This is a genomic window from Vibrio sp. 10N.247.310.24 (assembly GCF_041467175.1).
In the GTDB taxonomy this organism is placed as follows: Bacteria; Pseudomonadota; Gammaproteobacteria; order Enterobacterales; family Vibrionaceae; genus Vibrio; species Vibrio tasmaniensis_A.
In genome coordinates, this window is the sequence record NZ_JBFSUD010000068.1 from 1 (window position 1) to 24226 (window position 24226).

Here is a 24226-nt window from a genome sequence, read left to right on the forward strand (position 1 = left end):
GGGATTATCTGCTAACTGCAAGATCGTTCAAGTCTTCTTAAACGATCGGCATTAAATGACTTGCTTGGCTTTATGGAGTTTCAACGCATGTCAGACAATGAACTTCGCTTTTGCCGAGTCGCGATTCACCCAAACCAACGAGGCAAAGGATTAGGGCAATTGATGCTTGAAACGGCCTTAGAGGCGGCGAAAGAAATCCCAAATATCACCACCATCACCTTGGCCGTATTTAAGCAAAACCACGGAGCAAAACGCTGCTACGACAAAGCGGGATTTCAGGTAGTCGACAAAGAGCCGAGCGTGAAAGAGTTCAATGGCAAAACGTGGCCCTTGTATCAGATGGAATTAAAGCTCTGCTAGTTCATTTTAATTGTCAGGTTAATTTTAGTTACCAGGATTGTTTTAATTAACAGACTTATTTAGTTAATCGACTTGTTTTAATTGCCAGATTTGACCCCATATCATTGAGCATTAGCTACATACTCAAGATACACAGATGTAATTTGGAACCTCCAATGACCCAAGAAAAATTCGACACTATTTATCAACGTGCAGCTCACCGTAAAGGCGGAGCAGCCGAACTCGAAAAGATTGTTCGTGCGCCCCTTTCCCAAGCCGAGTTATCGCAAATCACCGACGACCGTTGGCTAGCCGCCTTTACTGAGAAAGTATTCCAGTGTGGTATTTCGTGGAATGTGGTGAGAAAGAAATGGCCGCAATTTGAAGAGGTGTTCTTTGAATTCAACATCGAGAAAATGCTGATTCTGCCAAATGAGATGTGGGAACAAAAAGCGCAAGACCCGCGCATTATTCGCCACCTCACTAAAGTGATGACCATCCCTGCGAATGCCACCATGATCCACAATGCCAAGCGTGAAGCCGATTCATTCTCGCAAATGGTTGCCGACTGGCCATCAGAACGTATCACAGATCTGTGGGATTACCTGAAAAAACACGGCAAGCGATTAGGTGGTAATACTGGTGCCTACACTCTGCGCCAAATGGGCAAAGACACCTTCATCTTGTCGTCGGATGTTGAAGCGCACCTACGCAGTACCGATGTGCTAGATAGCGGCCGTAACACCAAGCGAGCACAACTGGCAGCGGGTAAAGCCTTCAACGAATGGCAGCAACAATCAGGTCGTAGCCTGAGCGAAATCAGCCAGATCGTTGCCTACAGCTGTGGTGATAATCGCGTCTAGTAGTCACCATAGTTAATTAAAGAACCCGTCCAGATTTATCTAGCCTTTAAAGACCCGTTGCGGATGCCACTGGTCTTTTTTGTGCCTCATTCAAAGAAATGTAAATTAACCGCTGACAGACAACGATCTTCGGTGACGCCAAGTCATTATGTTGATAGGTTAATGTTTATACATCTCGATTTCATACGTATCTATAGCGCTCTCTAAAACATTCGTTTCTCCGCTAAATGGAGGTACTAAACCTAGAAAGGAATTCTATGTTCGAACAGGTCATCAGCATTCTGTTTCCCGTTTTTGCTTTAGCCAGTGCTGGCTTTGCGGTCGGTCGTTGGCTAAAGCCCGATTTCAAACCGATCAATCGCATCAACATGGATGTGTGCATCCCTGCGCTAGTGTTTGCATCGCTGACCACCATGCCTCTCGACACAGAGCAATTGCCACTCATAACCGCTTCTTTGGTCGCGGTGTTAGTGCCTGCTTTATTGATGATTCCGATCTGTAAGATCTTTAAGCTCAATTTCAAGGCTTGGGCTCCGCCACACATGTTCCGTAATAGTGGCAACCTAGCCATTCCCCTATTCACCTATACCTTTGGCGAGAGCGCACTAGCCCCTGCGGTATTACTATTTGTGGTATCGGCATGTGTCCATATTAGTGTTGGCTTAGCGCTATTGAGCGACGGTAATCCGATCAAACAGATCCTCAAGATGCCAATTTTCTTAGCGGCTGCACTAGCGATGACGCTCAACCTGTCTGGAATTACCGTGTGGAATCCGATCTACGAAGCCACATCACTGCTTGGGCAAGCTGCTGTTCCTATCATGCTGCTGTCGCTGGGTTCACAAATGGTCAACTTGAGGCTGAGCGGATTAAAAGTTGGCTTGTTGTGTACGGCTCAATCGCTGTTTACAGGGGCGATCGCTTTTACCATCATCTATTTCTTTATCCCGCTGCCGACGCTGCACTTACAAATGATGGTACTGTTCACCATGCTGCCACCCGCTGTGATGAACTACCTGTTTGCAGAGAGGTTCAATGTCGAGCCCCCTAAGGTCGCGTCTATGGTGTTGTTTGGTAACTTCCTAAGTGTGGTTACCCTACCAATCTTGTTGTCGTTCGCACTGTCTATATCGAGTTGAATCTCGATCTAAGGGAAGGTTTGTCATTCATTACAGTTATAAAAAATGGGCAGATAAACTGCCCATTTTTGTGTTCAGAAAGTTAGGATTAACTATTTCCATAATTGAACCAGAACTTAGAGCTATACAAAAAAAATTAAAATCGTTGTTGGTTATTGCAGTTATGTTTAATATACAATCATCAAGCAAAGGGATGGGTTATCGCCCCCCTATACAGCACAATCAAGATGGACAACAAGAACACACATTTTCTTTGACTTAACTTTCGAAGAACTTCATCGCTTTGGCGTGACAATAAATAAAGCATGACCAAGCGCTTTACTCCACTATTACTATCTTTTGTAAGTCATATGAAAATTAAAAATGTAATACCTCTACTGCTATGCCTCTTCTCTCATCAAGCTATATCTGCGGCAAATTTCACAACGGACTTTGTAGAACTTGGGATGCAAGCAAAGCCTATGGGGTTAAGCGTGGATGGTGGACGCGACATCAACGATAGCTTGGCGATTTTGGGCGGCCTTAGTACCAACACAGCCGAAGATGAAAGCAACTTTGATGCGTACATCGGCCCTCAAGTTTATGGTCCAATAACTCAAGGGATCGACTTAAATACGCAGCTGCTACTCCATTTCAACAAAAACTCATACGCAGCTGGAGAAACGAAAGCTTATGTCGAATTTAATGCGGGTATTCGAGCGTGGATCACTCAGAGAGTAGAAGCCCATGTGCTTGCGGGTTCTAACGGAGAGCACTCAATCTTTACGTTTGGAGCCAGGTTCCATGCCACAGATAAAGCCGTGTTTGCAGTTGCTTCCAAAAACAACGGTCTTTACGGCCCTCAATTACAACTTTCGGTTAGATATCAATTTAAGTAGCCACCTTTATAAACAACTTTCCGCTACTGTTGGATCCAACATAAAAATAGCGTCAGTAATTCAATACTGACGCTATTTTTTTATCTCTAATTCAGACACATCCTATTAGTTATACGCTTACCTAAAGTTATACGCTTGCCTAGCTATTGAGTTACCCATTGATATAGCGATGAACCGTGAACTACAAACATTCAGTGAACTATGAGCATTTATCCAACTTGAGCTCTGCTGTCACCTTAGTAAGACGTAGTGCAATCGCGAAACACACTAAGTAAGGACTCACATACCAAAAGATACTTTCTAGGGGCTGCTTCACCTGCGCTTCTCTGGTTTTTATATATTGGTTTTTCTGCTTTTCATACTGACTCAGCATACCGTCCACCCACACCGCATCACTTTCAACTAACGACACGCTAGGCGCAGGAACCGTAAAATCCGATGCATTAGGTAACAAAGTGAAATCGATATCTTTAAACGTAATCGCCGTATTCAAATACCACAAACACGCGTCGTGGTACTGAGCGTAATTATCTAAAGATGGCTGACCTGTACAGGTATCACTTCTCAACTTATCCAACGAGAACTGCTGAACCGATTCTAAAATCGCCACCGCTCTGGTTTGTTCGGTTTCAACCCAATCACCCGCCACCTTCGCTCTAATCTCAGACACGGCACCAAGCATTCCGATACCCGCTAAAAACGGCCATAAATAATCCATACGCTTCCATTTTCGCCGACTCAGGTTGAATCCACACCAAATTGGAATATGTAAGAGGAGCGTGAGTCCAAGTGACAGCAGAACGAAGTTCAAGGAGCTAGAGAGCATGAGCTCGCTATCGAAAAAGTTCTTCATAATGAGAAGCTTGCCTGTATAACCAAGAGAAATTTGATACTAGGTTCGATATAATAAAAGTGTGTAAGAGGAAAGTAAAAACAGCACTAAGAATTAGTGTTAACGCTGTTTATTTGGACATATAACCACCGATGGCAGGGCTTAACCACTCGTTACTCAGAAATGGCTAAGTTGTTCAGTTGTTCACGATACACAAGATGCTAAAGGCTCTTACGCGCCAGACTTGAGGTAGATACCGACTTCTCTTAGCTGTGCTTTAATGTCTAACATTTGGACGTGAGATAGCACTAATTGGATCAAATTGAATATTGCTCCAGCGAACATCAAACCCGCGACATAACCAGACCATGCTTGGTGATCAACTTGATACAGAGTATTGAACGAAAGAACGAAGAAGATGAGACTGGAAAAACCAATAGCATACTCATTACAGTTGTAGACGTATGAATTCGTCGCGTAATCGTATTTGATTTTTACCTTTCCACCCGCTCTGCCTAGCTTAAGATTAAGAACATTTCCGCTAACCTCATATTCCAATCCATTAATTAATACAACGCGCTCTACTTTCTCAAGCATATCTGTTTTTTCCGTATTATTTTGAATACTGTCCATAGTCGTACCCTACTCAGCCACCTAAAAATTATTCGTACGCACTCAACCATGTTTTCAGAAGTTGGTTGGTGTTCTTCTTCTGGCTCGCAGACAATGACTTAACCAGTTTTTTCTGCGTTTCGACATGCTTTGTCATCATTTGGTCAATCAGAATAAGACCATCTTTGGTTAGCTGAACACTCACGCTACGTCTATCTTCTTTGCTGTGTTCACGGCTGATCAGCCCTTTGGCTTCTAGCTTATCAAGGCGATTGGTCATCGCACCAGATGTCAGCATCATCGACCCAATCAGTTCTGATGGCGTCAGTCGGTAAGGCTTTCCAGAACGTCGCAACGTCGCCAGCACATCAAACTCACCCAGCTTCATGTCGTATTTTTTATGAAGCTCGGCAACTTGCGTCTCCATATACTTGGCAATACGCATAATCCGACCCATCATTGCCATTGGCTCAGTTTCTAATTCAGGCTTTTCCTTTGCCCATTGCTCTACTACGCGGTCGATAGCATCCATTTGCGATCTCGCTCCGTTGTTAGTCTGATTAATTCAAACTAGTTTAACATAAAGATACTTTACAACCATATGATCTAGGTATACAGTTCATACAACTATTATCTTAATGTAAAGATATTTCATATGAACATATTATTAGCAATGATTCCCGCGTTCTTTTGGGGAACAACCTATGCAGTGACGCAATTTACGCTACAGGAATGGCCCCCCTTATTATTGGGTGCTTTGCGTGCGTTGCCTGCTGGTTTGTTATTGCTAGTAGTAAAACCGACACTGCCTCAAAAAGGCGAATGGCAGATCATTTTCACATTGGGTCTTATCAATATTGCGACCTTCTTTAGCTTAATCTTCGTGATGGCGTTGACGTTGCCTTCGGCAATCTCCGGTGTAGGTATGATCTCTGTGCCAGTGTTTGCGATGATCTTCCATTGGGTAGTAAAGAAACAGCGTCCGCAATTGATTCAAGCCTTGTCTGGTGTTGGATTAATCACATTGGCGTGGATATTGTTTAATCCAAGTCAAATCGCATTAAACCCAATAGGTTTAGGCGCCATGTTCGCTGCAATCATGTGTATCGTTATCGGCAGTAGCATTACCAAGTCACTGGGTAATCGCATGCACTGGTGGAAGGTATTAACGTGGCAACTGATTCTAGGCGGTACGATTTTATCTGTCGCGTCTGGCGTTCATGCGCTCATCGACCCACAGCCTTATGTTAACGCTGTCACTCATTTCGATACTCGTAACGCAATAGGACTTGTTTGGGTGATTATCCTGAACACTGCCCTGGGTTACGGCATGTATGTGTGGCTACTGCAACGTATGTCCGTAGTTGATTTCACCTTCGGTGGCATCGCAAACCCAGTAGCTGGCATCGTGACAGGCATGGTGTTAATGGGTGAATCATTCACTGCAGTCCAGTATTCGCTAATGACCGGCATGATAGTGATGTCGCTGCTACCACAACTTATTCTGGCAGTAAGACAGTCCAAACAAGTTAAGCCTGTTACGCAGTAGACGCAGCCTCTTAAACGTATTGCTCAAAAACGCGCCTCATTGAGGGCGCGTTTTTTGTTGGTGGCTAGACTCTCAAAGAACCAAAGAGTCGCGCTCTACTCAATATGTCGGACTTTGGTCATCAGCAGAGCTAAAGCGGTAAATAATTGAATAATGAAGCAGAGCACAAAAATATTTGGCACGTCGAATACTGTTACCAAATAACCGGAAGCCGCTAACCCAAAGGGCATCAATAATTTAAATAAAGATCCCGTAATGCCTGCAACTCGGCCTAAATGTTGCTCATCGAAAGCTTCTTGCCGGTAACTCCAGATGCAAATACTGCTGTACACGCCAATCGCACTCACCCACATAAACGCGCCCATTAATACCCATTTACCATCAAGACTAAACAGCCCATCACCAACAAAAGATGACATTAAAAGTCCGCTAGCTTGGTCGCCGTCTATGAATAATACAGGAATAATAAAACCGACCGCTTCAAGTGCAATAGAGACCATAAGTAAAACACCTAAGCCGATGCGTTGACGAACTTTGTCAGCAGTAAACGAACCTAACAGCCCTCCGATTCCAGATGCTGCAATCAGGTAGCCCACCTCCATATGGTTTAAAGCCAGCTCTGCTTTTGCAAAGTAGATAGCTTGAATCCAAAATACCGCTCCCGTGGTATTTATCACCATCACTGCTAAGGTAATGTGCCACATGTTCTTGTTCGCATACAAGATCAGCCAACCCTCTTTCAGTGCGCTAATCACCGACTGATGAGCAACGGGCATAGCCGGCTTGAATTCCAATTTATTGAGCTGCCAAAACGCTAGCACATACATCACTGCAATAAGTAAAAACACATTATGTAACGCGGATAACAGAAGCAGACCACCAGACAAAACCGGGCCGACCGTTTCTAGCAAACTGTACAAAGAGCTCATTCTTGCGATGGCGGTATTTTGCATGTACTGAGGTAAAACGTTTTTCATCATCCCGATACGTGCATTGTGATAACCATAGTTAAACGCCATCATCAGGAATGCACACGGAAACAAAGCATATAGAGGGTTGGAAAGCCAACGCACTGCAATATATGAGATAACCAACACCAGCACTTGTCCGAGCAACATGCATTGTGACCAATGCTTTTTATTAAACTTATCAACCCATACACCGATGAACAGCGCTAAGAGTAGATTGGGCAAAAACTCGACCGCTCTCATCCACCCCATCATCTCTGAAGACTGTGTTAACTCGTACACCAACAAGGGCAGAGCAAGGTCATAAATCTTGGTTCCAAATGCAACGAAGAACGCCGTCGAAAACAACACAATAAAGCTCGAGCTTTTCCAAATAGAGGACGTAGCCTCTTCTTTATTTACACCTTCCATTTTTCATTCCTTTTAAAAACAATCGAATAACCCTATTATCGAGATTAAAAGATGAAGAAAAATAGAAAGATTCAGCAAGGATTTCACCTTTATGCATTACTGGAAGGCACTGGCATTTTTACGTTCTCGGGTACTCATTAACCAACCAACTCAACTTTCGCTTACAGAAATTACTGAAGCTCTAGGTTGTACCAAACGCAACGCTCAACTGATTATCAAAAAGCTAGTAAACGAAGGCTGGATTGATTGGAAGTCAGGCGTTGGACGGGGCAACCTACCCACACTCACTCTACTCAAAAACGTGAACCATGAGTTGGAACTGAGGATTGATGAATTACTATCGGAAAACAAGGTCGACCAAGCTTTAGAGCTTATTGAAGAGTCGCAACGCGATCTGTTCCTGCTTGGTTATATCAGCCGCTATCAGAGCTTGCCGACTACGCTCGATATTCTGCAAATCCCTTTCTATAGAGGCACACATAGCCTAGACCCGATTGAAGTGACACGACGCACTGAAGCACACATCACCCGTTACCTGTTCAGTAACTTACTGCGTTTCAACACGCGTACTCACTCGTTTGAAGGTGATCTTGCAATTGACTGGTCCCAAGATGAAAATCGTTGGTATTTCACTTTGCGAAAAGGCTTAGTGTTTCATGACGGCTCATCGATTCTAGCGCAAGACATCAAAGCGCACTTTCTACGCCTGATCGGCAGCAGCCATCACAATAGTCAGCAATTTAAATGCATCTCTACCATTACGGTTATCGATCCGCTTCACCTCTGTTTTGCTATCAATGCCAACGCAGGCTACCTTCCATCGCTACTATCGAGCTCTGCCGCAGGTATTGCCAAGAAAGTAGGAGAACAAATCATTGGAAGTGGCAGCTTTAAACTAGTGGAACAGTCAGAGTGGCTAACCAGACTCGAAGCTTTCAAGGCCTACTATGGGCACCGACCTTGGGTAGACGGCATTGAGATTTGGAATGTTGGCGATAAAGCCAAAGACTATGAAATGCACTGCGACATTGTTCACTCATATCCGCACTATCAACAATCGTTATTACAGAACGAGCTAGCAGAGATAGAGCAGTGGGAGAAAGGCTGCGAGTACGCCTTGCTCAACTCACATCGCCACCCTTGGCTCGCAGAACCACAACACCTTAGGTCACTGAATGATTTACTGCGTTTACTTGGTGTCGCGAAAGACATTCCTCTGAATACTGTCGGCTACGCATATGGAATGCTGTCGACGTCTAGTCAGCCATCGAAATCTAAGCTAGTGACGGCGAATGACAAAGACGCATTAAAAGTGGCTCGACAATTCGCAGATAAACTAAACAAGCCTAAACAACCGATAAAAATCCTAACCTATCAGCTGTTTGATCACATAAAAATGGCTCGCCACTATTGTGAACAACTTAATGAACTTGGTTTTAGCTGCGAATATCAGGTGCTCGAATTTCCAGATTTTTGCCAACAAAGCAACCTACAAAATGCGGATATATTGATCAGTGGTGAAGTGTTTTCAGACAATCTCGACAGCAGCTGGATGGGATGGCTACAAAGTTCTATTGCCTTAGAGGTTTGTTTAACTGACGAGCAAAAACAGTGGCGTAACAAAAGCCTTGAACAGCTATGGGTTCTCAATGACTACCACCAGCGACAATCGGCCTTTCTAGAGCTTGAGGCACAATTAATAGAATTCGGTGTTTATAGACCGATTTTCCACGTAAAACAGCAACTCAATTATGCTAAAACAGTTAATCCTGTTGAGCAGCTGGCGAATGGTTGGATCGATTTCAACCAAATCACTATGCGTCGCTGAATAGCAATATTTCTAGATAAGAAATCACCCCTTTATAGTCTGATTAAATAAAGGGGCTTTTTGCTTCATATCATGTCTTTCGTATCAATTGAGTATACAGAGATCGACTTAAATCAGTTTCGCTGCTTCGGCCTCAATTTCAACTTTCCATCGCTCGTCAAAGAGCCCTTGCACAAACAGTAATGTCGTTGGGAGACCACCAACATCGAAAGGCAATTGCTGCTTTGCGGCTTGATAGTCAGACATATCATTCCGGTCCACTAAGTACAGCCTTACACTGATTAAATCTTCGATATCCATTTGGTTTGCCTGAAGCACACCTCTCAGATTTTTCCAAGCCAGTACAATCTGTTGTTCCGCACCTTCAGCCACCATTCCTTCGCTATCAATCCCTAGTTGCCCAGCGATGTGCAATCGCGTTGAACCTGCGGGGATCAACGCACATTGATGATAATTAGCGGCTGGAGCGGGTACTGAAGAAGGGCTCCATATCTTATTCATCATTACGCCTCAGAGGCTGTGACGATTTTTGACATGACGGTGATAATTGGCATATCCGTAAGCATCGCGCCTAAACGGTCAAAATCACCAATATCTTTGCGCCAAGCAATGTATTCATTAAAGTGAGCGGTACTTTCCCATTCTTCACATAAAACCAAGGAATTTTCTGCCAAATCTTTTTGATAAAGCTCCGCAGAAAGGTTGCCGTTAAAAGTACGAGTATCTGGCAATATTTCATTAAAAAACTCAACGATCTCTGCCGTTTTATCTTCAGTATGGTTCAAGGTAAATTGCACTAAAATAGTCATCATTCTCTCCGTTTTCTTATTTTGTTAAGGTACGAGGAGAATCTTACTTGTTTGTTAAAATAGATAAATACAGTAATATTTGAAACATAGTTCGATTTAATAAGACAATGAACCACCATGAAAAACGAATTACATCGCATGCAAGTGTTCGCCCAAATTGTAGAATCGGGCTCCATAACGAAAGCGGCTGATAAGCTAGATCTCTCAAAATCTGTCGTTAGCCATCACTTACAAGGGCTTGAGCAACACCTTGGTGTGAAATTGCTCACTCGAACAACACGTCGCCAATCCTTAACCGACGCTGGACAACGTTTTTATCAACGATGCTTAGAAATGCGAAAATTAATGTCGCTTGCGGAAGAAGAAGTACGCGAGTCCTGTTCTGATTTTGCAGGCACTATCACCATCACATCCCCACACACATTGATGACACATCTTATTGGACCTGCAATGTGTGAGTTTATGAAAAGCCACCCTCGTATCGAGCCTCAACTATTGGCCAACGATATGCGCGTAGATCTTATCGAGAAATACATAGACCTGTCGGTCACTGTTGGGGCTCTTCCTGATTCAACGTCTCGTGCAATTAAGCTCGGAGAGCTTCATCAAGTACTGTGCTGTCACCCAGATTATCTTACTAAGGTGCAAATACCGCAGCCAATCACGCCAAGTGACCTCTCCCAATATGACTACATTGCCAATCAGTGGGAAGGAATCAACAGCCAAAGAAGCTTTGAAATTAATAAGGGCAAAGTAAGCACGTATCAATTCAGGGCAAGTAGAATCGGAGATAGCGTTCCGACGATCCGCATGATGGCCTTAAATGGGTTGGGGATTGCCTGTTTACCTAAACAAGCAATTGAAGAAGACCTGAAAAAAGGAACATTGGTAAACATCTTGCCCAAAGATCAAGTTCTTAAAGCCTCTTTCTATGTCGTACATAATTATGGGTTACAGGTGCCAGCCAGAATTCGCGCCTTTATTGAACACCTAAAACAACACGCTGAATCTTATTCTTAATATCTTTCAACCAAATTTCCATACGTCGCTAAACTGACGATTTATCGACCAACATTAAACCTTACAAAGAATGATGCCTTTCTTCATGCTACCTAATTTGAATTTATTTTCTAAAAAATAGACACATTAGAGATTATCTTTCCATGAGACATTGCAATTAGAGATAAAAAGACAAAATTTTTCTCCGACGGCCTCCTTATACTGTGCCACATCATTAAGGCGCCACAAGCCTATGATTTAAAATAATTATTAATGAGTAGTCACCATGAATTCGAAGTCGCTAACTATCTTGCTTTTTGTCTCTGTTTGCCTAATTTGGGGAACCACTTGGTTCGCAATGGAAGTGGCATTGCATTCTATCCCACCAATTTTTGCTACTGCATTGCGCTTTTTACTCGCTGCACCTCTGCTTGCGGTATTAGCGAAAGTCTTCAACCAGCCACTGCTGTTTCCTAAAGGCAAGCGTCAATGGTTGCTGATTGTTGCGCTGATGTACTTTGCGATTCCATTTACTTTGATGATCTATGGCGAGCAATACATCTCTTCTGGTCTAGCGTCGATCATCTTCGCTAACATGCCGGTCGCTGTGATGTTGATGTCAGGCCTATTCCTAGGCCTACGATTGGCTAAGCACCAAATATTTGGTTTGGCTACCGCTGTTGTAAGCCTATGTTTGATCCTCGGTAATGAAATGCAGATGGGTGGCGATGACTACCTAGTTGGTACAGTTTGCTTAGGTCTTGCTGTGGCAATACACGCTGTTATGTATGTGTTAGTTCAAAAGCACTGTAAAGGCATCGAAGTACTGACGTACAACGCAGTCCCAAGTCTGATCGCTTCTCTATTCTTATTCGCCGTTTCGGCGATGGGTGAAAACGTGAATGTTGAATCCTTCACTTGGGATTCAATCTCAGCGGTAGTTTACCTAGGCTTTGTGGCGAGTGTTGGCGGCATTGTTGCCTACTTTAAACTCGGACAAGTTTCGACGCCGTTCCAAGCGTCTATCTGCTTCCTGATTTTCCCTGTGGTTGCACTACTGATCTCTTGCTACATCAATGGAGAAGTGCTGTCTGAACAGTCACTGGTGATGATGATTCCTCTGCTTTGTGGCATCTTGTTGACTAAGGCACCAAAAGGAATCTTCAAGTTACGTGGTGAATTAAAAACCGCAAGAAGCTAATCCTACTGAAAGCTAACCCTACCGGAAGCTGACTAGATATTTCCATCTAGTACATACAAAAAAGCTCCAATATCACTATTGGAGCTTTTTATTAGTCTTTATCGAGAGTTAGCGCCAGCTAAACATTCGCACTTCATTGCCCTCTTCGGGCTTCTTAGGGATGTTTAAAGACAACGCCAAAGATACCGCCGCCATCGCAGCACCTATGTAGAAAACCGTTGCAGGGGACGATAACCAAATCACCCCAAATACGACCGGAATAACAACCGCTGCAATATGGTTGATGGTGAAAGAGACACCTGCTGTTGATGCCATGTCGGCAGGATCGGCGATTTTCTGGAAATAGGTTTTGATCGCTAATGCGAGTGCAAAGAACAGATGGTCGACAACATACAGCGCCGCTGCCCATTCCGCGCTTTGTACCAAACCATAACCGACAAACACACCAATCAAACCAACATATTCGAAGATCAGGGCCTTGCGCTCTCCAACCACACCGATAAATCGACCAATACGTTTTGCGAATAAGAAGTTAAACAGGTAATTAATTAAGAACAGTAGCGTTACGTCAGCAGCTGAGTAACCAAACTTCTCTACCATTAAAAAGCCAGCAAATACCGTGAAGATCTGTCTTCTCGCACCACTCATAAAGGTGAGCGCGTAGTAGAGCCAGTAACGCTTTCTCAGCACCAATTTCTTATTTTGTTGAGTCTTGGTTTGAAACTCAGGAAAACCAAAGGTCATCACCAAAACCAGAATAAAACCAATACCGCCAGTAATGCCGTACACCCAAGCAAAATCGAGCTTCAGCTGTTCTAACATCACCCAGATTGATCCATAAGTAATTAACGAGGCCAACGCGCCAACGGAGATCATCTTACCAAGCATCTCAGGTGCTTCTTCTTTACTCAGCCATTGGAGTGACAAAGACTGCTTGAGCGTTTCAAAATAGTGAAAACCCGTCGACATCAAAATGGTGGTCAGCAGTAGGCCAGTGAGTGAAGGAAACAGACCGGTAATCGCCGTACCGACCGTGAGCATCGCCAGCGATATCAACATGAAGCGTTGCTCGCGAATGAACGCCAACACAAACACCACAGTAAAGGCCAAGAAGCCAGGGATCTCACGAACACTTTGCAATAAACCAATATCCGCACCATCAAAATTCGCTTTCTCAATAACGAAGTTATTAAGCAGCGCCATCCAGCTCGAAAACGCGATAGGGACAACAATTGAAATCAGTAATAAGAAGTTTTGCGGCGTTTTCCAGCTCGCGGTTTTATCGAACATTGACGGACTCCTGTTCGTCTAATTGGTTAAGCACTCGTAAGGTTAGTTGCTCGGTATACGGGTTGATCTTCCAATGCTCAGGGCTCCAACCTTTAACAAAACGTTGAAAATCAGCCCATGCCACGTAAAACATTGGTCGCCATGCGGCTTCAACATCATCGAACGAAAGGTGTGGTTGATAGTGCATGAGTGCTTCTTTCAAGTGCTGGAAGTAAGCATCCAGCACTTCTGATTCAAGCTCTGCGCAATCTTGCGGCCTAACCGCGCTGCTCATGAACAAGGCCACATCTTTCATCGCACAACCACGCCCAACGTATTGGAAATCAACGGCAGCAGCGCGCTCACAGTCTAAATCAAAGCAGAAGTTGGCGAGCTTGGCGTCACCATGTACCAAGGTTTGATATGGGCACGTCCTTAATAGATTATCAATGTGCTGCGCTTGGCTCTTAAGCGATAAATCAGCCAATGCGTTTAACTCGTCAGGCCGCGTGTCTAAATGCCAATATGTGCCGACTTGCCACAATGAAGCTGAATGTTCTTGATCTACATTGATGTGCTTTGCGTGAAAGTTAGCGAGCCATTTAAGGCAAGCATCGCGTTGGTTTTGCTCTTCTAGTGTGTAACCAGACGCCAGATCAGACTGAGTATCTTGGATTGCTGAATCATCAAAAGCAGCAAGCACATCAAACTGAGAAGTTAACGGAAAACCGATTTCGGCCAAATCTTGCATCACAATCAGCCACTCGTGCTCTTGTAACTCACATTGCAGCCCTACAGGTACAGGGCAACGCTCATCCCACTGTTGGGTAAACGACTGATACCACGCGGTCTCAACTTGGTAAGAGTGCACCTTTCGTTGATGAGAAAGTTTGGTATTCCAACCCTTTGGGTGTTCTGCTTTATCTGGCAATGCGACATGTTTAACAATCACGCTGTTGAATGAAGAACGCCTTTCTTTGGAAAAAATCAAACGAACTAATTCACCATACCCGCCCCATAGGCTTTGAATTACCTGGACATCAAACCCTTGATGACAACCCAGTGAGGCCGCTATTTTTTGATAAAGCTCATTTTGATAAAACTTTTGTTGATAAAGCTCTGGCTGATTTTGACTTGAATTCGCTATCGGTTGAGCGATATTTTTTGACGATATTGATTGAGACATATACTCGTTGCTATGCTTTATCGGATAGAAGATGAGCCCACTGTGGCTGCCTATTCATATAGTGAATCACATAACTACAAATCGGTACAATTTTAAAACCTGCTTGTTCAATTTCAGGCAGTACCGACTCCATCATCACCTTACCGAAGCCCTTACTTTGAAGCTCATCAGGAATACGTGTCGATGTGATATGTAGTACATCTCCGTCCTTTTGATACTTAACAACCGCGAACTGGTTGGGTTTTAGCTCAACTGTGATCTGGTTCGCTTCTTGATCCCATTTTGTTGCGTGCATTCTCAACTCCTGAAAATAATTGATACGACAAACAATAAAAATTTGAAGTATTCATTCCTTGTAATAGACTATCTCAAGCTCATACAAATAGAACTAAGTACTTGCAAACAAAGTAAATAACTCTGTGCCACCGGCTTAATAACGAATTTGTAAAGATAAAGGCACTCTATAAAACCATGCAGGTACATTTAGCCAGCATATGTAATTGCACTTAATTTATGTAATTGCACCTACTAAATCTAGCACGTATTTGCCCCTTATTAGTAAGTTACCAATATAACAAACAGACGCATGTTGGCGCATGGAGAACATATAATGAACGCACCACTGAAGAAGCCTTTGGAGCATAATCAGGCACTTCAAGATCCTCGTAACCGCACCGTTTCTACGTTAAATAGCACCGATGCACTGGCTATGATAGAGCACGGCAGTGAACTGACATTAAATGTATCGACTCCAGTTGGCACTAAGTTTCTCGCCACCACAAAATTTATCGGTACGCACAGTGATAACTGCATTGTGGTTGAGGTTCCCGACGTATCCAACGACGATCTGAGCTTTTTCTTCCAAGAAGGTTTTTGGATGACAGCTCGTGCGTACTCTCTGCGAGGAGAAGGCGCTCTTATCCACTTTAAAAGCCAAATTCACCATAGGATCGGAGATCCCTTCCCTATACTTGTGCTTTCAACACCAAGCTCGATGCAAGTAACCCAACTGCGTAAAGAGACACGCTACGAGGTGAACTTAGCTTCCAGAATCATCTTCAACGATCAACGAGCAAACTGTGAGATTAGAGACTTATCGAAAAGTGGTTGTCGTTTTGTTACCTCACCGACTTCTCGTGCGATTCAAATTGCCGAACGAGTATCTATTGAAGTTACACCTGAGAACTACAATGGCCCACTTATACCGCCATTGAAAGGCATCATCTGTAATCTCCAAAAATCAACGCATTACGCTCGATACGGGGTAGAATTTGATGATATTGGCCGCTCTAATGCCAAACACTTGTTGGCGAAGCTGAAGTTCGATGGCACCAAGCTCTGTTTGCGAAATAGGTAAAGTCATTTAGCACATTGCTTTCACCGAATACCGTAAGCAGACCAGATACAGACGACTCAATAGCGAGCAAAGTCGCAATCAAAAAAAGCCATCGATTTTTATGTCGATGGCTTTTTAGTTTTGTTTATTTGTCTAATTTTCAAACGCTTATCTAATTAAAAAGCTAGCTGGGTCTATAGATATTAGACTATTTACGCAGTGCGTTCAGTTTAGCTTGAGCGATACCAAAGATAGTATCGATTGGATAGCTCCCCTCGTCACTCGCCTCACCGGCGGCTTTGCCTGTAAACAGCTCAATCGCTTCGGTCACATGGTCGATAGCCCAAATATTAAACTCGCCCTTTTCAACCGCTTTTACGATGTCATTACGCAGCATCAGATTGTGAACATTTGAACGTGGGATGATCACCCCTTGCTCATTTGAACGTCCTTTGATTTCGCACACATCAAAGAAGCCTTCAATTTTCTCATTCACACCACCAATAGGCTGGGACTCACCGAACTGGTTCATCGAACCGGTAATCGCGATGTCTTGACGGTTCGGCTGCTTAGAGAATGCAGACACTACCGCACAGAACTCGGCCATACTCGCGCTATCACCATCGACGCCACCATACGATTGTTCGAAAGTGATATTGGTAGTAAGCGGTACTTTCGCTGTCTTACCAAATACCGAAGAAAGGTAAGCCGATAAGATCATCACCCCTTTCGAGTGAATACTGCCACCTAGGTCTACGTTTCTCTCTATATCAATCACTTCACCGTCACCATAAGCCGTGGTTGCCGTGATCCGGTTCGGTGCGCCAAACATATGATCAGTCGTACTGAGTACAGACAGCGCATTGACCTGCCCAACCGCCTGACCATCCACATGAATCAGTGTTGTACCGTTGGTGAAGGTTTCCATGACGCTGTCTTGCAGTCGCCCGACACGCATCTGTTGGTTAGATAGCGCTTGGTCGACATGCGTAGCACGAATCAGGTTCGACTTCGCCCCTTTCGCCACGTAGTTTGACTCACGAAGCAGGTTGGCAATGTGTGCCGAGTGCAACGACAACTTACTTTGGTCACCCGCCTGACGAGAACTGTGCTCAATGATGCGAGCAATCGCTTTGCGATCACAATGCAGCATGTTGTTGTCGTGCACGATGCTTGAAATGAAGCGTGCGTAATGCATTTCAGAATCCGCAGTACGCTTCATCTCATCTTCAAAATCGGCCGTCACACGGAACAATTCACCAAACTCCGCATCGTAATGTTGCAGTAGTTGATAAGTTCGATAATCACCAAACAGGATGATCTTAACGTCCAATGGAATAGGCTCAGGATCAAGCGATACCGCCCCCGTTAACGTGACCTCTTTTTCTAATGACGTGAAGCTCAATTGACGCGAACGCAGCGCGCGCTTCAAGCCTTCCCATACATAAGGTTGTTCAAGTACTTTGACCGCATCCATCAGCAAGACGCCGCCATTGGCTCTATGTAAGCTACCTGCACGAATCAAAGAGAAGTCCGTAAATACGGTGCCTTTGAACGTTGCCGTCTCGACATAACCAAACAGAGAGTGATAATTTGGATTCTCTTCCACCACGATCGGCAGAGTCTCCTCGTTCTGGCTCACAATCACGTTCACCTTGTAGCGACGTGGCATTTTCTTATCCAAAGAGGCGGTCGCAACTTCTGCTTGCTCTGTGCTCTCTTCTAAGAAAATATCTGCGTTGTCGACAATGTCTTTACGCAGTGCTGTCAGGTACTTTTTAATATCAGGATATTGGCTGTAATCTTGCTTCAACTGCTTGATGAAGTGGGTAATAACATCTCGCGCCGTATCATCATTCAACTTTTGAACTTTCTCTGTGTACGTCTCTTCAAGCTCGGTCAGTTCACGAGAAATGGTCCGCAGCCCGACTTCCAATCCATCAATGGTTTTATCGAATTGATCTTGCTCTTCTGGCGTGAGTAAGTCGAAGCTCTCTTCGGTATGAAGATCATCGCCATTCATCGCGACAAATTGGTAGTCACCCTGAGTCGTGATCGTCAGGTTAATGCCCTTATCTTTTGCTTCTTGACTGATCGCTTCTAACGCCGCTTGTTGCTTAGCGGCCAACTGATTTTTTAATCGGTCAGCGCGGTTAAAGTACATCTCGTTATCGAATGCGAGTGGCATTGCTTTAAGAAGCTTACGCATCAGATTTTCAATATCTTGCTTCAAACTGCTGCCAACACCACGAGGCAATTTCAGCACCTTAGGTGTACGAATGTCTTCAAAATTCGCGATATAGCACCAATCAAAAAGCTCCTGTACTTCTTGAGGATGTCGGTTTAGGTAGCGCAAGATCATGGTACGTTTACCCAGACCATTTCGACCTATCGCATAAATGTTGTAACCCTTTTCCTTAATTGACATCGCGAACTCAACGGCCTTTTGTGCACGTTCTTGCCCGACGATTTCGTCAATTGGAGCCAGTTCTTTGGTCGACTTACATGGTAGCTTATCGAGTTCCGCTACCTTATACAGCTGTTCTGTATTGAGTCTTTGCATCGCCATCGCCGCCTCCTTAGTCCTTCATTACTTGGGTGTAGATAAAATCAGTGTAGATGTAATTACCTATAAATTTAGTGACTTACGCTGCACAGCTGTTCAACTGAACAAATAACACACAATTTGCCCCGTTTTTAGCAATAACGAGAGATTTAATTCACCAACTTAGCACGTGAATGATTTTAATTTGCAATTGATAATAAATATCATTAACATTTTAGGATATTTAAAATTAAGGATGTGGACATGGAAATTGAACGCTGCTGGATGCACTACCTAAAAGCTGAACAGTTAATGGAACAAGGTCATTGGCCCGAAGCACAGCGCCTCTATAATGATGTTCTCACCTCTCTTCCTCATCACATCCAAAACGCGGCATACCAAAGTGACATCAAACCCTGCCAGTTTGCTTGCTTAATTTCAGGCCTTAGAGACGCCAGTGTCGCTCAATCAGAGATTCTCAATCGTTTAGGCCAACAGCAACAAGCCTTCGACACCTTGAACCAATCTTATGCATTGATGCAATTTATCTCTCTTGAAGGTACAGAGTTGATTCAACGTACCTTTAGGTTATTGGAAAAGCAGAGCGAAGATTTACTCAATCACCTGATCGCATTTTGCAGTGCTCAGCGCAGCTCACATTGGATGCTCGAGCTAGAACAAATTCAACGCGCTCATCACCATTTTGGGCAACTTAAAACCACTTCAGAAGTTCAATCTTCACCTAATGTCTTAAATTGATAAGGATATATCATGTCGGACCGGGCCATTCTTAAAGTTAACAATCTCTCCGTTAAATTCATAACCAATGATGGAATCATTGATGCGGTAAAAAAGATTAACTTTACTCTTAATTCTAGTGAAACCTTGGCCATTGTTGGCGAATCGGGTTCAGGTAAATCTGTCTCTTCCAACGCTTTGATGCGTTTGCTTCCTGACAACGCCATTATTGATGCTCAATCGGAAATCGAATTTGAAGGTCAGTCGATACTCAAAAAGACTGAACGAGAGATGCAGTCAATTCGTGGTGACAGGATCGGAATGATCTTTCAAGAACCAATGACCTCTCTCAACCCATACCTGCGCGTGGGCACACAAGTGGCTGAAGCCATTATGTGTCATCGTAATGTATCGAAATCTCAAGCGAAGCAGCGTGTGCTTGAGCTTTTCAACCTTGTACATCTACCGATGCCAGAACAGGCATACAACAAATACCCACATGAGTTTTCAGGCGGCCAGTTGCAACGCATCATGATCGCAATGGCTCTGATCAATGAACCAGACATTCTGATTGCAGACGAACCGACTACGGCTTTAGATGTAACAGTTCAGGCTGAAGTGCTTTCTCTTATCAAAGAAATTCAAAGCAAGATGGGCATGGCGATTTTGTTCATTACCCATGATCTCGGTGTAGTGAAACACTTTGCCGATCGAGTACTCGTGATGTGTAAAGGGGAATTGGTCGAAGAAGGACTCACTCAAGAGTTATTCGAAAATCCTAAGCACGATTACACACGCATGCTGATCAACTCAATTCCGAAAGGCGCTAAGGTTCCTGTAGAAGCATCGGCGCCAGAGCTACTGTGTGCCGATGATATCCGTGTTCAATTCTTGGTGAAATCCCACTTCATTAAGAGTAAGAGTCAATATTTCGAAGCTGTAAAAGGCATCTCATTGACCCTAAAACAAGGTGAAACGTTAGGCATTGTTGGTGAATCTGGATCAGGAAAATCAACACTAGGACGCGCACTGATCGGCTTACTGCCAAGTACCGGACGTATTGTTTACAAAGGCCAAGATGTGAGTTTGTTAACCGATAAAGAACGTCACAAGCTCAAGAAAGATGTACAGATGGTATTCCAAGACCCTTATGGTTCTTTATCACCACGCATGACCGTTGGGGAAATCATCACTGAAGGTTTAACGGTACATCAACCTCATCTATCCAAGAAAGAAAGATTAGAACGAGCTCGCAAAGCATTGATTGAGGTTCGCTTAGAACCAAATTCAATTAACCGCTATCCACATGAGTTCTCGGGCGGACAAAGACAACGTATTGCAATTGCTCGCGCATTGATTCTTGAGCCCTCTTTCATTTTGCTGGATGAACCAACTTCAGCACTCGATCGCTCAGTACAACTGACCGTGATTGACCTGCTGAAAGACATTCAAGCCAAGCACAATATCGGCTTCCTATTCATCAGCCACGACCTTTCGGTAGTCAAAGCCTTATCGGATCGTGTTTTGGTGATGCAGAAAGGTGAAGTGATGGAAGAAGGGTCTGCAGAAGAGATTTTCAATGCATCGAAAAATGACTACACCAAGAAATTAATCGCAGCGTCATTCGACTTAGAAAATAAGTCGAAAAAAAATGCCGCGTAAAGGGAACTAATCAACATTAACAGCGTCTTATATGTACATTCTGAATATTTATCGATACTCAAAATAATTGGAGTTGCAGCTAGGCAACAAATAAGTTCAGCCCTATGAGCATAGGGGCTCTATGTGATTAGGGTGAACTTAGGCAGTTAACAACGCTGCAGCTTCAAGTATGAAGAGTAGAATGGATTGAAATCTAGAATGGATATAGCAAAACTGGTTTGGCCGCCAAAAGAAAAATGTCGCATGGATGCGACATTTTTCGTTTCTGGCGTATATAAAAAATCAACTCAGCGATTCGAGCCAGTGATTATGAAGGTTTGCTCAAGTTGACGAACTTTAAACAGGGTTAGCTGATAGTCGGGTCATAGTCGCAGAGCGGCTTCGTTCAACTCGTTTTTGGACAGAAACGTGCTAGAACTATTGCACTAACAAGCTTCTGCCTGATTAGAAAAAGTATCTTGAAACCTTAAATGCTTGTTAAGTACGCTTTTGAAGTTTTCGCTTTTGGTATTCGACTCTTTTCACGTCAATGTCCATTAAAATACTGACTGCTAAACAAGACAACCCTTTGCTGAGTAACCCTCTACAAGTATCCCCACCTCGCATTGAGAGGCTACCATTTTCTCGGAAATTTTTGTTATTTTTGGGGTATTCCTCATAATTAGGGAAGCTAATCTCTTCCAGCTCTTTATTCGCTGATTCTACAATTTTTCGCCTTTGCTCATATAGCTTATCAATCTTGTAACGCAGGTAAGTATTTTCAGATTTATAGAATTGGTCTGCCAACTCAAAATCAAGACTACGAAAGCTTAACTCGAATATTCCTTTCCATTTACTCTCAATTCGAACTTTATACTTTAATAACCTTTCTAAGGCTCCATAATCATATTCTGGCTCGAAATGATGTGTCTTTGTATATTCTTTTAGTTCGCTATGTAGATCACGCGTAAACTTATGAACCTCGTGAGCAATAGTGTTTCTCTTATCAATTATTGATTTCAAATCTTCCACTTCACTGGCATTAAGAATATTGTCATCAATGATGCGCTTCCAGACTTGAGGCATTACTTTTTTCTTTTTGTTGAAAAACCGCTCATCGGACTCATCTAGAAAAAGGTTCGAAGCTTCAATGGATCCAACCAAAAACTTTCGCAGGTCTTCGATATGAAACAGAAAACGCATCATTTCATTTGTTCGATATCTCAATATCGTTTTTTCAAGATTGTTAAACATTAAACACTTACACATTTCCTCCGTTTGAAGTTCTTATTATGTGTTTCTATTACCAAGACTCATCGACGATTACTTTGCCTGAACTATCAGTTTGCACAACAGTTTGGGTTCTCCTGAAACCTCTGATTGCAGTATGATCAGTGTAGATAACTTTGCCTACAATATTGCCATCTTGACTTACAACTGAATAAGTGTCGATATCAGTTTCAGCCATTGTACCTTTACTACGATGATTATCATGCTTTAACTCTTCACCTTGATTTAATTTAACTCTAGCTTTCATAGTATAACTCCTTGATATAAATAAAAATAAAGCCCTGTTAAGGTGTGAACAGCGCAATACCGAAGCTCCCGCATACCACCTTAAAAACTAAACCAACGCATAGTAAAAATTCCACGTGTTGCGAATCACTCTTAAACAGTTTGTAGGGCTATAGCTTGACTAAGGCAGGAATTTTTTTTGATGTTCCATCACATAGGGCACCTTTATTAGCCCCTCGACCTTTAATGATCATTCCAGAGCATGATAAAAACGGCTTCCACTTTTGCCCTCTAGTTGGCGTTTTTATTTGCACATATCTAGTTTTTCATTTCGGACACTTTAATACCTCATCATCGTCTGAGTTTTCATTTAGACGTTTTAGAATCTTAACCATATTGTTTTCAAGCGAGTCGGTAGACGTACACTCGAAATTTGTGCCGATCATATCAGCAAGACATAGTGTTACATCCTCATAAACCTCTTTGTTTACCGCTCCGGCAAATGGATTACCATCAAAAGAACAATACGCTGAGACTTTCCAGCCATTATCAAAAGCCAGATAATATTGGTCTCCAAAATTACTCGTATTTCCTAATTCAAAACCATGTTTCTCTAGAATTTCCACTACTTGATCTTTTTTTAACATATTGCTTCCTAACCAATTTTTCGATAGCCCTAACGCTATCTAGGCGGCAAGTTACCGTATTTTTTCATTATGCGCCCTTTTGATTGCCAAATAAATGATATACATCATAGGTTTAATTGCTCGCTAGCGCTCAAACACTGGCGCGTTACACTTGCGAATAGTCAGGGAAGGTTGAAAGTTCCGTTGATAGTATCCCCGTAATACAACATGGGGATTCACGACGAACAGCATTAGAAGAATGGATAACTTTTAGTAGGGCAAAACCCCATGAACAGGATATGAATGAGTAAAAGTTCTATCCAACAATGGGGCAAAAGTGATTTGGCTTACACGCCCCGTATGACCTAAAGTAGTAATTGAATTAGCTTTGAAGATTTAAAAAACGCCCAGTAAAGGGCGCCCTAGAATTAGTCGTAAAGTTCAAAGCCTAGATCATCAATAATTGACAACGTCACCGGTCCCAAGTCATCACCATTAGCCATTAACTCTTTAGGCATTGGCGGAATAGTTCGGCCTTTAGAATCCTTACCGCGTTTGTCGTCAGTCCCATTGATGTAATCGTATAAATGACCGCCGTCGGAAAATGGCAAGCATTCATAATCTCTATTATAAGCTTCATTGTAGGCAGTAACTGCTTTGCTGGTTTCCATACAAAAACCTTTACCGGCAATCTCTTTTGAATCGTCTATAAACACGTCACTTGAAGTTCCAACGCCAAGAATATGCGCAAATTCATGCAAAATAGTTGGCTTATAGCTTTTGGGATCAAAATCAGGCTCATGGAGATCTGAGCTAATCCAGATAATGCCTAATGAGGGGATATTGTCTTCATACTCTTCTACTGCCGCTAAGCCGTACTCTTCCACACCCTATCTGGCAGGGTAGTTGTCACTGTTAAAATTTAACCAGTTTGGGCGATAA

At 43.2% G+C, this 24226-nt stretch carries 24 protein-coding genes and 1 pseudogene; 11 read left to right on the plus strand and 14 right to left on the minus strand.

Annotation, left to right across the window (positions count from 1 at the left end; genetic code table 11):
* Nucleotides 1–45: 45 nt before the first annotated feature.
* The 4 genes and pseudogenes from AB6E08_RS17780 to AB6E08_RS17795 all read left to right on the plus strand — a co-directional run.
* A pseudogene (locus AB6E08_RS17780) lies at nt 46–360 on the plus strand (GNAT family N-acetyltransferase); the annotation flags it as partial.
* 155 nt (nt 361–515) lie between these two features.
* Entirely contained in the window at nt 516–1202 is a 687-nt protein-coding gene (locus AB6E08_RS17785) for a DNA-3-methyladenine glycosylase I (protein WP_372066360.1), read from the plus strand.
* A 257-nt stretch (nt 1203–1459) separates the two neighbouring features.
* Nucleotides 1460–2341 carry an AEC family transporter gene (locus tag AB6E08_RS17790; RefSeq protein WP_009846185.1) on the plus strand — a complete coding sequence of 294 codons (882 nt, stop codon included), beginning with the start codon at nt 1460–1462 and terminating at the stop codon, nt 2339–2341.
* 350 nt (nt 2342–2691) lie between these two features.
* Complete coding sequence (locus tag AB6E08_RS17795; RefSeq protein WP_232281801.1) at nt 2692–3219, plus strand: hypothetical protein; 528 nt, start codon at nt 2692–2694, stop codon at nt 3217–3219.
* A 199-nt stretch (nt 3220–3418) separates the two neighbouring features.
* On the opposite strand, the gene AB6E08_RS17800 is transcribed toward AB6E08_RS17795, so the two are convergent.
* From AB6E08_RS17800 to AB6E08_RS17810, 3 genes are all read right to left on the minus strand, one after another.
* Nucleotides 3419–3937 carry a hypothetical protein gene (locus tag AB6E08_RS17800; RefSeq protein WP_372066357.1) on the minus strand — a complete coding sequence of 173 codons (519 nt, stop codon included), beginning with the start codon at nt 3935–3937 and terminating at the stop codon, nt 3419–3421.
* Nucleotides 3938–4282: 345 nt separating this feature from the next.
* The gene (locus AB6E08_RS17805) at nt 4283–4684 is read right to left on the minus strand and encodes a hypothetical protein (protein ID WP_009846182.1); all 402 of its coding nucleotides are present in this window, start codon (nt 4682–4684) and stop codon (nt 4283–4285) included.
* Between the two features lie 28 nt (nt 4685–4712).
* The gene (locus tag AB6E08_RS17810) at nt 4713–5195 is read right to left on the minus strand and encodes a MarR family winged helix-turn-helix transcriptional regulator (RefSeq protein WP_009846181.1); all 483 of its coding nucleotides are present in this window, start codon (nt 5193–5195) and stop codon (nt 4713–4715) included.
* A gap of 123 nt (nt 5196–5318) precedes the next feature.
* On the opposite strand from AB6E08_RS17810, the gene AB6E08_RS17815 reads away from it, so the two are divergent.
* Nucleotides 5319–6212, plus strand: coding sequence for a DMT family transporter (locus AB6E08_RS17815; protein WP_372066353.1), 894 nt, complete (start codon nt 5319–5321; stop codon nt 6210–6212).
* Between the two features lie 95 nt (nt 6213–6307).
* On the opposite strand, the gene AB6E08_RS17820 is transcribed toward AB6E08_RS17815, so the two are convergent.
* Complete coding sequence (locus AB6E08_RS17820) at nt 6308–7591, minus strand: MFS transporter (RefSeq protein ID WP_009846179.1); 1284 nt, start codon at nt 7589–7591, stop codon at nt 6308–6310.
* A 91-nt stretch (nt 7592–7682) separates the two neighbouring features.
* On the opposite strand from AB6E08_RS17820, the gene AB6E08_RS17825 reads away from it, so the two are divergent.
* Entirely contained in the window at nt 7683–9419 is a 1737-nt protein-coding gene (locus AB6E08_RS17825; RefSeq protein ID WP_017101302.1) for an ABC transporter substrate-binding protein, read from the plus strand.
* 108 nt (nt 9420–9527) lie between these two features.
* On the opposite strand, the gene AB6E08_RS17830 is transcribed toward AB6E08_RS17825, so the two are convergent.
* Both AB6E08_RS17830 and AB6E08_RS17835 read right to left on the minus strand, forming a co-directional pair.
* Nucleotides 9528–9923, minus strand: coding sequence for a RidA family protein (locus AB6E08_RS17830; RefSeq protein ID WP_009846177.1), 396 nt, complete (start codon nt 9921–9923; stop codon nt 9528–9530).
* A complete protein-coding gene (locus AB6E08_RS17835; RefSeq protein WP_372066349.1) occupies nt 9923–10231 on the minus strand; it encodes a putative quinol monooxygenase in 309 nt (102 codons plus the stop codon). Before AB6E08_RS17835 ends, AB6E08_RS17830 begins: the two co-directional genes overlap by 1 nt.
* A 114-nt stretch (nt 10232–10345) precedes the next feature.
* Here AB6E08_RS17835 and AB6E08_RS17840 point away from each other — a divergent pair, with 114 nt between their 5' ends.
* Together AB6E08_RS17840 and AB6E08_RS17845 are read left to right on the plus strand one after the other, a co-directional pair.
* Nucleotides 10346–11248: a LysR family transcriptional regulator gene (locus AB6E08_RS17840; RefSeq protein WP_009846175.1), complete on the plus strand. Its 903-nt coding sequence runs from the start codon at nt 10346–10348 to the stop codon at nt 11246–11248.
* Nucleotides 11249–11513: 265 nt separating this feature from the next.
* Nucleotides 11514–12428: a DMT family transporter gene (locus AB6E08_RS17845; protein WP_371995928.1), complete on the plus strand. Its 915-nt coding sequence runs from the start codon at nt 11514–11516 to the stop codon at nt 12426–12428.
* 108 nt (nt 12429–12536) lie between these two features.
* Here the strand turns inward: AB6E08_RS17845 and AB6E08_RS17850 are convergent, their stop codons facing one another.
* Genes AB6E08_RS17850 through AB6E08_RS17860 form a run of 3 tightly spaced genes read right to left on the minus strand, consistent with a single transcriptional unit; the run spans nt 12537 to nt 15178 of the window.
* Entirely contained in the window at nt 12537–13718 is a 1182-nt protein-coding gene (locus AB6E08_RS17850; RefSeq protein WP_009846171.1) for an MFS transporter, read from the minus strand.
* Nucleotides 13708–14883: a phosphotransferase gene (locus AB6E08_RS17855; protein ID WP_372066346.1), complete on the minus strand. Its 1176-nt coding sequence runs from the start codon at nt 14881–14883 to the stop codon at nt 13708–13710. The genes AB6E08_RS17850 and AB6E08_RS17855 overlap by 11 nt, the downstream gene beginning before the upstream one ends.
* Nucleotides 14884–14893: 10 nt before the next feature.
* Nucleotides 14894–15178, minus strand: coding sequence for a GNAT family N-acetyltransferase (locus AB6E08_RS17860; RefSeq protein WP_372066343.1), 285 nt, complete (start codon nt 15176–15178; stop codon nt 14894–14896).
* A gap of 315 nt (nt 15179–15493) precedes the next feature.
* On the opposite strand from AB6E08_RS17860, the gene AB6E08_RS17865 reads away from it, so the two are divergent.
* Nucleotides 15494–16240 (plus strand): flagellar brake protein, encoded by a 747-nt coding sequence (locus tag AB6E08_RS17865; RefSeq protein ID WP_012601168.1) that lies wholly within the window; start codon nt 15494–15496, stop codon nt 16238–16240.
* Nucleotides 16241–16427: 187 nt separating this feature from the next.
* Here AB6E08_RS17865 and AB6E08_RS17870 read toward each other — a convergent pair whose 3' ends face one another.
* Complete coding sequence (locus AB6E08_RS17870; RefSeq protein ID WP_372066340.1) at nt 16428–18788, minus strand: Lon protease family protein; 2361 nt, start codon at nt 18786–18788, stop codon at nt 16428–16430.
* 240 nt (nt 18789–19028) lie between these two features.
* On the opposite strand from AB6E08_RS17870, the gene AB6E08_RS17875 reads away from it, so the two are divergent.
* Both AB6E08_RS17875 and AB6E08_RS17880 read left to right on the plus strand, forming a co-directional pair.
* Nucleotides 19029–19523 (plus strand): hypothetical protein, encoded by a 495-nt coding sequence (locus AB6E08_RS17875; protein WP_009846166.1) that lies wholly within the window; start codon nt 19029–19031, stop codon nt 19521–19523.
* A 12-nt stretch (nt 19524–19535) separates the two neighbouring features.
* Nucleotides 19536–21164, plus strand: a complete 1629-nt coding sequence (locus tag AB6E08_RS17880) for an ABC transporter ATP-binding protein (RefSeq protein ID WP_372066337.1) — start codon at nt 19536–19538, stop codon at nt 21162–21164.
* A 477-nt stretch (nt 21165–21641) separates the two neighbouring features.
* Here the strand turns inward: AB6E08_RS17880 and AB6E08_RS17885 are convergent, their stop codons facing one another.
* From AB6E08_RS17885 to AB6E08_RS17900, 4 genes are all read right to left on the minus strand, one after another.
* On the minus strand, nt 21642–22397 hold the full coding sequence (locus AB6E08_RS17885; RefSeq protein WP_372066334.1) for a hypothetical protein: 756 nt from the start codon (nt 22395–22397) through the stop codon (nt 21642–21644).
* A 49-nt stretch (nt 22398–22446) separates the two neighbouring features.
* The gene (locus AB6E08_RS17890) at nt 22447–22680 is read right to left on the minus strand and encodes a hypothetical protein (RefSeq protein ID WP_372066331.1); all 234 of its coding nucleotides are present in this window, start codon (nt 22678–22680) and stop codon (nt 22447–22449) included.
* A gap of 304 nt (nt 22681–22984) precedes the next feature.
* Nucleotides 22985–23305: a hypothetical protein gene (locus tag AB6E08_RS17895; RefSeq protein WP_372066328.1), complete on the minus strand. Its 321-nt coding sequence runs from the start codon at nt 23303–23305 to the stop codon at nt 22985–22987.
* Nucleotides 23306–23712: 407 nt separating this feature from the next.
* On the minus strand, nt 23713–24171 hold the full coding sequence (locus AB6E08_RS17900) for a hypothetical protein (RefSeq protein WP_372066325.1): 459 nt from the start codon (nt 24169–24171) through the stop codon (nt 23713–23715).
* Nucleotides 24172–24226 lie beyond the last annotated feature (55 nt).

Coding starts and splice junctions, on each gene's coding strand:
- AB6E08_RS17785 (WP_372066360.1), top strand. CDS start 516: ATGACCCAAGAAAAATTCGACACTATTTATCAACGTGCAGCTCACCGT.
- AB6E08_RS17790 (WP_009846185.1), top strand. CDS start 1,460: ATGTTCGAACAGGTCATCAGCATTCTGTTTCCCGTTTTTGCTTTAGCC.
- AB6E08_RS17795 (WP_232281801.1), top strand. CDS start 2,692: ATGAAAATTAAAAATGTAATACCTCTACTGCTATGCCTCTTCTCTCAT.
- AB6E08_RS17800 (WP_372066357.1), bottom strand. CDS start 3,937: ATGGATTATTTATGGCCGTTTTTAGCGGGTATCGGAATGCTTGGTGCC.
- AB6E08_RS17805 (WP_009846182.1), bottom strand. CDS start 4,684: ATGGACAGTATTCAAAATAATACGGAAAAAACAGATATGCTTGAGAAA.
- AB6E08_RS17810 (WP_009846181.1), bottom strand. CDS start 5,195: ATGGATGCTATCGACCGCGTAGTAGAGCAATGGGCAAAGGAAAAGCCT.
- AB6E08_RS17815 (WP_372066353.1), top strand. CDS start 5,319: ATGAACATATTATTAGCAATGATTCCCGCGTTCTTTTGGGGAACAACC.
- AB6E08_RS17820 (WP_009846179.1), bottom strand. CDS start 7,591: ATGGAAGGTGTAAATAAAGAAGAGGCTACGTCCTCTATTTGGAAAAGC.
- AB6E08_RS17825 (WP_017101302.1), top strand. CDS start 7,683: ATGCATTACTGGAAGGCACTGGCATTTTTACGTTCTCGGGTACTCATT.
- AB6E08_RS17830 (WP_009846177.1), bottom strand. CDS start 9,923: ATGATGAATAAGATATGGAGCCCTTCTTCAGTACCCGCTCCAGCCGCT.
- AB6E08_RS17835 (WP_372066349.1), bottom strand. CDS start 10,231: ATGATGACTATTTTAGTGCAATTTACCTTGAACCATACTGAAGATAAA.
- AB6E08_RS17840 (WP_009846175.1), top strand. CDS start 10,346: ATGAAAAACGAATTACATCGCATGCAAGTGTTCGCCCAAATTGTAGAA.
- AB6E08_RS17845 (WP_371995928.1), top strand. CDS start 11,514: ATGAATTCGAAGTCGCTAACTATCTTGCTTTTTGTCTCTGTTTGCCTA.
- AB6E08_RS17850 (WP_009846171.1), bottom strand. CDS start 13,718: ATGTTCGATAAAACCGCGAGCTGGAAAACGCCGCAAAACTTCTTATTA.
- AB6E08_RS17855 (WP_372066346.1), bottom strand. CDS start 14,883: ATGTCTCAATCAATATCGTCAAAAAATATCGCTCAACCGATAGCGAAT.
- AB6E08_RS17860 (WP_372066343.1), bottom strand. CDS start 15,178: ATGCACGCAACAAAATGGGATCAAGAAGCGAACCAGATCACAGTTGAG.
- AB6E08_RS17865 (WP_012601168.1), top strand. CDS start 15,494: ATGAACGCACCACTGAAGAAGCCTTTGGAGCATAATCAGGCACTTCAA.
- AB6E08_RS17870 (WP_372066340.1), bottom strand. CDS start 18,788: ATGGCGATGCAAAGACTCAATACAGAACAGCTGTATAAGGTAGCGGAA.
- AB6E08_RS17875 (WP_009846166.1), top strand. CDS start 19,029: ATGGAAATTGAACGCTGCTGGATGCACTACCTAAAAGCTGAACAGTTA.
- AB6E08_RS17880 (WP_372066337.1), top strand. CDS start 19,536: ATGTCGGACCGGGCCATTCTTAAAGTTAACAATCTCTCCGTTAAATTC.
- AB6E08_RS17885 (WP_372066334.1), bottom strand. CDS start 22,397: ATGTTTAACAATCTTGAAAAAACGATATTGAGATATCGAACAAATGAA.
- AB6E08_RS17890 (WP_372066331.1), bottom strand. CDS start 22,680: ATGAAAGCTAGAGTTAAATTAAATCAAGGTGAAGAGTTAAAGCATGAT.
- AB6E08_RS17895 (WP_372066328.1), bottom strand. CDS start 23,305: ATGTTAAAAAAAGATCAAGTAGTGGAAATTCTAGAGAAACATGGTTTT.